This window comes from Cupriavidus sp. UYPR2.512, from assembly GCF_000379565.1.
Lineage (GTDB): Bacteria > Pseudomonadota > Gammaproteobacteria > Burkholderiales > Burkholderiaceae > Cupriavidus.
This window is the reverse complement of record NZ_KB902880.1, coordinates 1-8971: the sequence shown is the minus strand read 5'-3', so window position 1 is coordinate 8971 and position 8971 is coordinate 1. Positions and strand designations below refer to the sequence as shown.

The window sequence follows — 8971 nt, the reverse complement described above, 5'->3', positions numbered from 1 at the left end:
CAAAGCGCCGCACCCAGCGCAGGATCGTCGTGTGGGCCAGCGCCAGACCCCGTTCCGCCATCATTTCGACTAGATCGCGCAAGCTAAGCTTGTAGCGCAGGTACCAGCGAACACACAGAATGATCACATCACGGTCAAAGTGACGGCCTGCAAACAGTTCGTCCAGGCTCTTCAGCTTGCTCATCGTCGGTTCTCAATTCGTTCAGCCCGACACCTTAACCGATTCGCCCCCGCGCTATTTGCACCAGAGCCACGGGCATGCCCCGCACGGGGCGGCCAATTGGCTCAGGCTGTCTGCCGTCATCTCATCTCCTCGTCGGCGCCGGGCGCGGGCGGCGTGGCGCTCGCGGGCGACGGCGTGATCCGCTGGCGCAGTCGGGTAGCCTCGCGTCGTGCATCGTCGGCCAGCGACTGCAGCAGCCGGCCGTGTCCGGGCGCCTGCGCCTGCAGGTCGGCCAACACGGCCGGCAAGGTCGCCTCGACCGTATCCACCAGTGCCGTCATGACCCGTCGGATATGTTTCGGCAGGACGCGGAGGTCCTCGCAGAAGCGCTCCCAGTGTCGCGAGCGGATCCACTCAGGGCGGGCCTCGCCCCCGACCTTGAAGGCGAACTTCTGGCTCAGGTGCCGGTACCGCCGGGTGTTGAGCAGGTCGTAAAACGGCGCGAGTCGGGGCCGCTGATCGGTCGGGTCAACCAGCATCGACAGGTTCTTGGCATGACTGTCCATGTTGCCGGCGATCAGGTTGAAGGCCAGCCATTGCAGGAGGCGCGTGCCGTCCGGGATGGGGGTGGCACTATGGCGTCGCACATAGGCAAAGCAATCGGCAAAGGAAGGCCCGCCCTCCCCCTCGTACTTCTTGCCGGAGGCAATGCCCAAGGCCTGACACAGGTCGTACTGATGCAGGCGCTGCGTCACACCTTGTGCCGAGAAGCACCGGTCGTAGCGCGCAATGATCGCCGCGTCGAGCTCCGCATCGTAGCTCACCACGGGCACGTCGAGCCCGACGGCCCGGGCCAGCTGCATGGTGAAGGCCTCGTTGACGGCCGTATCGGGCACGTCCGGGCGGTGCGTCACCGCCGGCTTCACGATGTGTGTGGACGGTGCGTCGCCGATCGGGATGAAAAACTGACCCGCGTCGTCGATGTACACCGCCATCTTGTCCTGCACGCCGGAGAGCGCCGACAGCTGCGCGCCCTTGAGCGACAGGGGCAGGCCCCGGGACTCGGTGAACCAGCCCCGGATGTCCGCGCGCGTGACCGGCACGTAGCGCGCCTGCATGCCCGGCGTGACCCCCGCCGGCAGGATCGAAAACGCACCGGCGGTATCGCCCCCGAGCTGGGCCAGCAGGCCCACCACGTTTTCGGGCGAGACGTGCAGGGCCTTGCCAAGGAATTCGCGGATCGTGCCCTCGGGCAGCAGGTTCTCAAAGAAGGCCTGCACCGGGGCGCCCTCGTACAGGACATTGTCCGCGCCCACTTCGGGCACCGGCAGGTGCGGCGACAACGCCTGCCCCTGCGCGGCGATCCACGCCGGGTCGTACTGGAACGTAATGCTTCCGTCCGGGTCGGTCAGTGTGCCCACCAGCGCCCGTTCGCGATACACGTGCAAGAGCTGCATGGTCAGCGCTCCGTCACGGCCAGCTGCAGGCCCAAGCTGTCCAGCACCAGCAGCACCTTGTCGAGCTGCACGGTGGGCTTGCCCCGCTCCAGATCGACCACAAAGCGTTCACCAGTCCCCGCGAAGGCGGCGAGGGCCTGTTGCGTGACGTGCTGCTGCGCCCGCAGGCACTTCACCAAGGCGCCGAGCTCGGCCACCGTGCTGATCGTGCCCAGCACCGCGCCGCGCGGCGTCGGCACCGGTGTGGGCGGAAACAACGCCATGATCACTCCTTGTAATCTTACCGTACGGGAAGATTACTACGCGAATGACATGGCGCGCAACCGAATCTTACCGTACGGGAAGTTCTAGCGGCCGCGTCGCCATCACGAGACAATTTCTTACCGTACGGGAAGAAGCTACCCGATGGGCGCCTCGGTTCATGCCGCCGGGCCCACCCCGGGGGGCAGTTGCTGAAGGAAGCCGTCGATCACCGCACGCAAGGCCGGGACGGCCCCATGCACCCATGCGTCATGCTTCCAGTGCGGCTCCAGCCGCGTTCCATCGCTGGCCAACCGCCGCAACGGGGTGTGGATACCCCGGGGAGGCCGCCCGGCGCCGATGCGCAGCGTCAGCCGTCCGTCCTCCACGGCGAGCACCGGCTGGTCGCGGCGTTGGCCCTTGGTGGGCCCGGAGGTCACCAGAGGCCGCCACTTGTCCCAGACCGCGCCGATCGCCGCGTTGCACTGGACCATCACGTCGGCGCCGTACGCCGTGAGGACACGGTCAAAGGTCGCTTGGTGCTGGCGCAGTTCGGTTTGCAAGCGCGCCCGACGCGCCCGGTCCGCTTCCACGCGTCGCTGCTGTTCCGCGTGCCACTGCTGTACGCGCTCGCGCTGTGTGTCCCGCGCCTGCCTCGCGTCAGCGACGCGCTGCGCGCGCCTGCGCGGCCCGCTCGCTGAGCGGGGGGCCGCAGCACAGTGCCCGCTGGTGCGCGCACCGTGAGGGCCATCTCCTTGCCGTCCTGATCGACGGCCATCGGCTCGCCCTCGTCGGTATAGGCGTGCAGATACAGCGTGGCCCCGTAGAACCCCGCGAAGGCCACCGCCCCGCCCTCGTGCAACGTGGCGGCCTGTGCCACCGCCTCGGCCAACCGTTCGGCCGTGATCGGCCCCTCCACCCTCACCTTCATGCGATTCGCTCCGCGTGTGAAAACGCGCAGCATAGCGGCGCGCGGGCCGGTATTACCTGAAAATCATCTAGCGGGCCCCCACCGCCGCCCTTGGCGGGCGACGAGGGTTAAAGTGAGTTTGCCAAACCGCTTTAACCATACGGAGGCCCATATGAAATATAGCGGCATAGACCTGCACTCGAACAACAGCGTAGTAAGCGTGATTGACGAAACGGACCGCGGGGTCGCAGAGAAGCGGCTACCCAACGACTTGAAGACGATTCTGGCGTTCCTTGCTCCGTGGCAACTCGAACTGGCTGGCGTCGTAGTCGAATCGACTTACAACTGGTACTGGCTTGTTGACGGCCTGCAGGAGGCGAGCTTCCAAGTGCACCTGGCTAACACCACCGCAATCAAGAAATATGATGGGCTCAAGCACAGCGGCGATGAGACCGATGCGCGCTACCTTGCGCACCTGCTGCGGCTAGGCATCCTTCCTACGGGCACCATCCTGCCAGCGAAGCACCGTGCCGTGCGAGATCTGGCCAGGAAACGCATGCAACTGGTACGCAGCCGCACCAACCACATTCTCGCTGTCGAGAGCATTACAGCGCGTCAGTCCGGCACGCGAATCACGAGCAATCAGGTCAAGCGACTGGACGAGGCGGCTGTCGATCAAATGCCCCTGCCGGACGACGTAGCGCTCGCTGTTCGAGCGAACGTCGCGGTCATCACGACTCTCTCCGCTCAGATCCATATTCTGGAAAGGCGTCTTCAAGAGAAGGTTGCACCGAACCACGACTATGCATTGCTGACTACGGTGCCCGGTATCGGCCAAATTCTTGCAACCGTCATCCTACTGGAAACCGGAACCATCGAGCGTTTCGCCAGCGTCGGCAACTTTGCATCGTACGCTCGTTGTGTGGACAGCCAGCACACGAGCAACGGCAAGAAAAAGGGCGAAGGCAACACCAAGAACGGAAACCCGTACCTCTCCTGGGCGTTCATTGAAGCAGCCAACTTTGCGCTGCGCCATTGTGCAGAAGCCAAGCGCTTCTATGAGCGAAAGAAAGCCAAGAGTAACCCGATCTTGGCGCGCAAAGCTCTGGCGCACAAGCTAGCCCGTGCGTGTTTCCATATGCTGAAGGAGCGAAAACCGTTCGATGTAGCACGCTGCTTCTCGTAAAAGTTACGACGGCGACCAGCAAGCCTCGAGCGTTGACTGGCCACTAACCATGTCCTCTGAATAGGATGCCGTGCCGCCGTCTCCGATGTGCTGTAAAGCGGATCGCCTGCAACGTGAGCCAGCCGTGGATTGGTGCCGGTAGTTCGGCAACCCCAGCTCTGTGCGAAACCCATGGACACGTTGCGGCACCAACGTTCTTCTGGGGTGGTGAAACCACCAGGGCGACAGGCAACCGTTGTAAGCCGATCGCTTGATCCCGATGGGTGTCTGGCGCGATCCGTCGCAGCCAGGAATTGAAGAAACGGGAGCGCTCAGCAAACAGCAAAATCGGCTTGCAGGAAAGGAAATCGACTGCCAGCGCAAGTCGTTGGGTGTACTTTTCTCACTTGACATCGGCCCGCTGATGGGTGTCAACGCGTTGGGAGGGAATTCTGTAAAATCCGGCCGAGAAAGTGCCGCCACAAGCGCTCGGCGGACGTCAATCGTTGCGCCGCCGCCACGCCTTGGCGCGGCGCTGCCTCGCTGTCCAGATAGGGGGCAGCGTCGAACTCGGGCAGCAGGTCCACCATCATGCGTTGTTTGCTCATCGGACTCGGGGGAGACGGATGCGGCGAAGGATTCGGCAATCGCGGCGTGACAGCCGCCTGTGACTTTGAGCGCTATTTGGCACTGAATATCAGCGTTATGTGGCACGGATGGAGTTGGATGAGACGAGCAAAGTCGATGACATTGAAGGCGCTGGAACTGACGTAGCCGGCCATGAAGCGACAGTTACGCGATAGGATGCCGTCCTGTCAGCGTTTCAGTAGCAATACAACAAGCCGCGCCTCGTTCATGTCAGCAAGCCCACCCAACGTCACTCCCAAGCCCGAGCCTGATCGCCTCGCGGGACTGGTTGAGCGCGTCACGTTCCACAACGCCGATAACGGATTTTGCGTCCTGCGCCTGAAGGTCAAGGGCGAGCGTGACCTCATCACTCTGATCGGACATGCCCCCACTGTGTCGCCAGGAGAGTACGCGTCAGCGTCGGGCACGTGGGTGACCGATCGCGAGCACGGTCGGCAGTTCAAGGCGGTTTTCGTCAAGATTTCGCCGCCGAACACGCTGACCGGCATCGAGCGCTACCTCGGCTCCGGGATGGTCAAGGGTATCGGTCCGGTGTACGCCAGCCGGCTGGTCAAGGCGTTCGGCGCCGCCGTGTTCGACGTGATTGAACAAACGCCGGCACGTCTGCGCGAAGTTGACGGCATTGGCGAGGTTCGCGCGAAAAAGATTACCTCCGGCTGGGCCGACCAGAAGATCATCCGCGAAATCATGGTCTTCCTGCATGGCAACGGGGTCTCCACGTCGCGGGCGGTGCGCATCTTCAAGACCTACGGTCAGGACGCGATTGCCGTCGTCAGCGAAAATCCTTACCGGTTGGCACAGGACATCCGTGGCATCGGCTTCCTGACGGCCGATACCATTGCCCAGAAAATTGGTATCGCGCGCGACGCGCCGATTCGGGCGCGAGCCGGCGTATCGTACGCGCTGTCAGAGGCCGCCGGAGAAGGGCATTGCGGTCTGCCCCGGACGCATCTGGTGTCGCTCGCAGTCAAACTGCTCGACATTCCCGAAGCCATCATTGAGGTGGCAATCGACGAGGAACTGTCCGAGGGCGTGGTCGTCGCCGACACGCTTGATGATGTGCCCAGTGTTTTTCTCGCGCCGCTTTATAACGCGGAACGCTCGATTGTCTCGCAGATTTGTCGCCTTCGAACGGGCGCGCCGTCGTGGGGTTCGATTGACGCCGCGCGGGCGATCCCGTGGGTCGAGCAGAAACTCACGATCGAGCTCGCGGAAAGCCAGAAGCAGGCGATCCATCTGGCGCTCTCGTCAAAGCTGCTGGTCATCACCGGAGGCCCCGGCGTGGGCAAGACCACGCTGGTCAATTCGATCCTGACGATCCTGCGGGCCAAGCGGGTCAAGGCGCTCCTGTGTGCGCCAACCGGCCGCGCGGCCAAGCGCTTGTCGGAATCGACCGGACTTGAGGCGAAGACGATCCACCGGCTGCTCGAAGTCAATCCCGCCAATGGCCAATTCAAGCGCAATGAGGACTCGCCGCTTGAATGCGACCTGTTGGTGCTCGATGAGTGCTCAATGGTCGACGTGCCGCTGGCGAACCAGCTGCTCAAAGCGGTGGCAAGCGAGACGGCAGTAATCTTCGTCGGGGACGTGGATCAACTGCCCTCGGTCGGCCCGGGACAGGTTCTCGATGATCTGATCGAGTCGGGCGCGATGCCGGTCGTGCGCCTGACCGAGGTATTTCGTCAGGCGGCTACCTCGCGCATTGTCCGAAGTGCCCACCAGATCAATCAGGGGCTATTTCCGTCGCTGCCGGGAAAAGGCGAAGAGTCGGACTTCTATTTCGTGCCGGCCGAGGAACCGGAGGCGATTGCCGAAACGGTCGTCGACCTGGTCAAGACCCGGCTACCGCGAAAATTCCAGCTCGACCCGGTGCGCGACATTCAGGTGCTGTGCCCGATGAACCGCAGCCTCACCGGGGCTCGCGGCATCAATCAATTGTTGCAGGAGGCGCTGAACCCGCCGGGCGACCACAGCATCGAGAAGTTTGGCTATCGCTTTAGCGTAGCCGACAAGGTCATGCAGATCGAAAACAACTACGACAAGGACGTCTATAACGGCGACATCGGATTTGTGACCCACATCGACGCTGAAGAGCAGGAGCTCACCGCGACCTTTGATGAGCACATCGTCACCTACGCATTCGGCGAACTCGACGAACTGGTGCTGTGTTACGCGACGACGATTCACAAATCCCAGGGATCGGAATATCCGGTTGTGGTGATACCGGTCTCGACGCAGCACTACATGATGCTCAAGCGGAACCTGATCTACACCGGCATCACCCGCGGCAAGCGCCTCGTTGTCCTCGTCGGGCAAAAGCGTGCACTGGCGATGGCCGTCAAAGGCAGGCAAACGGAACGTCGCTGCTCGAAGCTCGGGGAATGGTTACGCGGCGTCCCGGAGTAGCGCACTGATAAAATCCGGCGCAGAAGGATCATCCTCCAGGGACGGGAAAGTCATGGATTATCGTGTCAGCTACGAGCACAGCCTGAAGAATGCGCCGGACGAATTTATCGTCCACGTCCCATCGCAGCTCGTGGGAGATATACCGGCTAACGTGCCGCGCGCGCTCCTGCCGGAATACATAGCCGACCTGATCCTGAAGCGTTCGTCGCAGATCGGGAAAATCCGGTATCTCCGGATTCTCTGACGAAGACATTCAGCTAACGCCCAGGCGGGAGCATGCCGGCCTTGAGGTCTGGCTTCTTGGTGTGTGTCGGCACGCGTCAGGCATGTGGGGCAGCAGACGGCCACGAAGAGACAGTCACCACTCTCGTTCGAATGGCTGTAGCTCGAACCTAATGAGACATTGACGAAATTGGCACGCGGTGTAAACGGAATGCCGGTTGCAGCCGGAGTAGTGAGTCATCAACGGTCGCCCGGAATGGCGATCGCGGCAACGGATCGCCACTACAAAGGCGCTCGCGCATCGAATGGCGAAATCGAACACTGAAATGCGATTGACAACCTTTTCAATCTTTCCTAGTATTCATTGACCTACTAATCTTGGTGGCATATTGGGGGGGGGGGAATTATGGCTGCAGCATATATCGAACATAGACCGCTAAGTTCCGACACGAATGCAACTACCACGCATCATGTGGTAGTAGTCGGCGGCAAGGAGATTGCAACCTATAAGACTCAGAAAGAAGCAAAGGAAGCTGCCTGCAAGGCAGGCTACAGACCCGTCCATGTCGCTCGTGAACGCCACTTGCAGAACCGAGATATACCAGACCATTTTCGTGTCGACCCTTGCTGATAGTCTATATTGGGGTACTCTAGCGAGTGGGCTTTCAGTATGAGCCGTTTTCGCTGACGCGAATTTCGAAAGCCTGCAGCGCACATTAACGATGAAGATATGGGGATGGGTCATTTCTGCGCCTCGTACCGGACTGAAGGCAGTCGAGAACCCGTGGATCCTTGTCTCTTTGTAGTCACGGTCCGCTTTCACCCTGGGAGCAGGCATTCTTGAATCTTGTATGTGCGACCGAAACGGGTCGTCTGCCGCCGACCGCATCGGGCAGCGGTCGGCCAAGCCAAGGGCAGTCCGCTTGAACCGGAATGCGCCGCGGTAGCTCGCGATCAAGCGACCGCTCACCCATCGCTCGTCAGCTCCTGCAATGCTTTGTCCGGGAACACCGGCCCCTTGTAAAGCGGGCTACATGGTGTGTGCGCCAGTTTTAGCGACCGTGCAATGAGCTCGGTTATCTTGTCGTAGCCACGATACCCTTCGGCGAGATATGCGAGATATGCGAGATATGCGAACTGCGTCATGATGCCGACAACGCTGCGGTTCTGCGTCTTGGCGTACTTGACGATCTGCATTTGGGACACTTCCGATTCGATGAATGAATGCGGAACCGCGAGGGCAGTCAATATCTCTGCCAGAGTCTCAGGAAACCTGGCCGCAAGGGTGGCCGCTGGTGCCAAAGGCATCAGAACCGGCAATAGCGTTCGCTCATTCACAAGCATCGCAATCTGCGGCCTCCATTGCAAAACAGTTGCGTACCAACTGCCAAGCTTCGTGGTGCTGCTTCCGACGTCGACCACTTCGGGTTTCAGACGATTGAGCAGCTTCTGCGTACAGTGAAGATATAGCATGGAGTAATTCGGGGAATCGTGTACACGCGGCATAGGGCTCTGGTGCAAATAGCGCGGGGGCGAATCGGTTAAGGTGTCGGGCTGAACGAATTGAGAACCGACGATGAGCAAGCTGAAGAGCCTGGACGAACTGTTTGCAGGCCGTCACTTTGACCGTGATGTGATCATTCTGTGTGTTCGCTGGTACCTGCGCTACAAGCTTAGCTTGCGCGATCTAGTCGAAATGATGGCGGAACGGGGTCTGGCGCTGGCCCACACGACGATCCTGCGCTGGGTGCGGCGCTTTG

Annotated in this window: 8 protein-coding genes and 2 pseudogenes; 4 read left to right on the top strand and 6 right to left on the bottom strand. The window is 61.3% G+C overall.

Annotated features, from left to right (window positions below; translation table 11 throughout):
- The 4 genes and pseudogenes from A3A5_RS0107825 to A3A5_RS37870 form a co-directional block, all read right to left on the bottom strand.
- Positions 1-184: pseudogene (locus A3A5_RS0107825) on the bottom strand (IS6 family transposase); the annotation flags it as partial.
- A gap of 116 nt (positions 185-300) precedes the next feature.
- Positions 301-1620: a type II toxin-antitoxin system HipA family toxin gene (locus tag A3A5_RS37875; RefSeq protein ID WP_018310051.1), complete on the bottom strand. Its 1320-nt coding sequence runs from the start codon at positions 1618-1620 to the stop codon at positions 301-303.
- Positions 1621-1622: 2 nt separating this feature from the next.
- A complete protein-coding gene (locus A3A5_RS0107815) occupies positions 1623-1883 on the bottom strand; it encodes a helix-turn-helix transcriptional regulator (protein ID WP_018310050.1) in 261 nt (86 codons plus the stop codon).
- Positions 1884-2039: 156 nt separating this feature from the next.
- On the bottom strand, positions 2040-2453 hold the full coding sequence (locus A3A5_RS37870; RefSeq protein WP_035812011.1) for a hypothetical protein: 414 nt from the start codon (positions 2451-2453) through the stop codon (positions 2040-2042).
- Between the two features lie 489 nt (positions 2454-2942).
- Between A3A5_RS37870 and A3A5_RS0107800 the strand changes: the two genes are divergently transcribed.
- Positions 2943-3956, top strand: a complete 1014-nt coding sequence (locus tag A3A5_RS0107800) for an IS110 family transposase (RefSeq protein ID WP_018310047.1) — start codon at positions 2943-2945, stop codon at positions 3954-3956.
- A gap of 410 nt (positions 3957-4366) precedes the next feature.
- Here the strand turns inward: A3A5_RS0107800 and A3A5_RS43070 are convergent, their stop codons facing one another.
- The gene (locus A3A5_RS43070; protein ID WP_157637152.1) at positions 4367-4543 is read right to left on the bottom strand and encodes a hypothetical protein; all 177 of its coding nucleotides are present in this window, start codon (positions 4541-4543) and stop codon (positions 4367-4369) included.
- A 247-nt stretch (positions 4544-4790) separates the two neighbouring features.
- Here A3A5_RS43070 and A3A5_RS0107790 point away from each other — a divergent pair, with 247 nt between their 5' ends.
- Together A3A5_RS0107790 and A3A5_RS0107785 are read left to right on the top strand one after the other, a co-directional pair.
- On the top strand, positions 4791-6989 hold the full coding sequence (locus A3A5_RS0107790) for an ATP-dependent RecD-like DNA helicase (RefSeq protein WP_051108498.1): 2199 nt from the start codon (positions 4791-4793) through the stop codon (positions 6987-6989).
- A gap of 52 nt (positions 6990-7041) precedes the next feature.
- On the top strand, positions 7042-7233 hold the full coding sequence (locus A3A5_RS0107785) for a hypothetical protein (RefSeq protein WP_018310043.1): 192 nt from the start codon (positions 7042-7044) through the stop codon (positions 7231-7233).
- Between the two features lie 944 nt (positions 7234-8177).
- Here A3A5_RS0107785 and A3A5_RS0107780 read toward each other — a convergent pair.
- Positions 8178-8684 (bottom strand): hypothetical protein, encoded by a 507-nt coding sequence (locus tag A3A5_RS0107780; RefSeq protein ID WP_035812010.1) that lies wholly within the window; start codon positions 8682-8684, stop codon positions 8178-8180.
- 103 nt (positions 8685-8787) lie between these two features.
- On the opposite strand from A3A5_RS0107780, the pseudogene A3A5_RS37865 reads away from it, so the two are divergent.
- Positions 8788-8971: pseudogene (locus A3A5_RS37865) on the top strand (IS6 family transposase); the annotation flags it as partial.

What these genes read in the sequence shown, in the direction of transcription:
- A3A5_RS0107785 (WP_018310043.1), top strand. Translation starts at nt 7,042, where the DNA reads ATGGATTATCGTGTCAGCTACGAGCACAGCCTGAAGAATGCGCCGGAC.
- A3A5_RS43070 (WP_157637152.1), bottom strand. Translation starts at nt 4,543, where the DNA reads ATGAGCAAACAACGCATGATGGTGGACCTGCTGCCCGAGTTCGACGCT.
- A3A5_RS37875 (WP_018310051.1), bottom strand. Translation starts at nt 1,620, where the DNA reads ATGCAGCTCTTGCACGTGTATCGCGAACGGGCGCTGGTGGGCACACTG.
- A3A5_RS0107800 (WP_018310047.1), top strand. Translation starts at nt 2,943, where the DNA reads ATGAAATATAGCGGCATAGACCTGCACTCGAACAACAGCGTAGTAAGC.
- A3A5_RS0107790 (WP_051108498.1), top strand. Translation starts at nt 4,791, where the DNA reads ATGTCAGCAAGCCCACCCAACGTCACTCCCAAGCCCGAGCCTGATCGC.
- A3A5_RS0107815 (WP_018310050.1), bottom strand. Translation starts at nt 1,883, where the DNA reads ATGGCGTTGTTTCCGCCCACACCGGTGCCGACGCCGCGCGGCGCGGTG.
- A3A5_RS0107780 (WP_035812010.1), bottom strand. Translation starts at nt 8,684, where the DNA reads ATGCTATATCTTCACTGTACGCAGAAGCTGCTCAATCGTCTGAAACCC.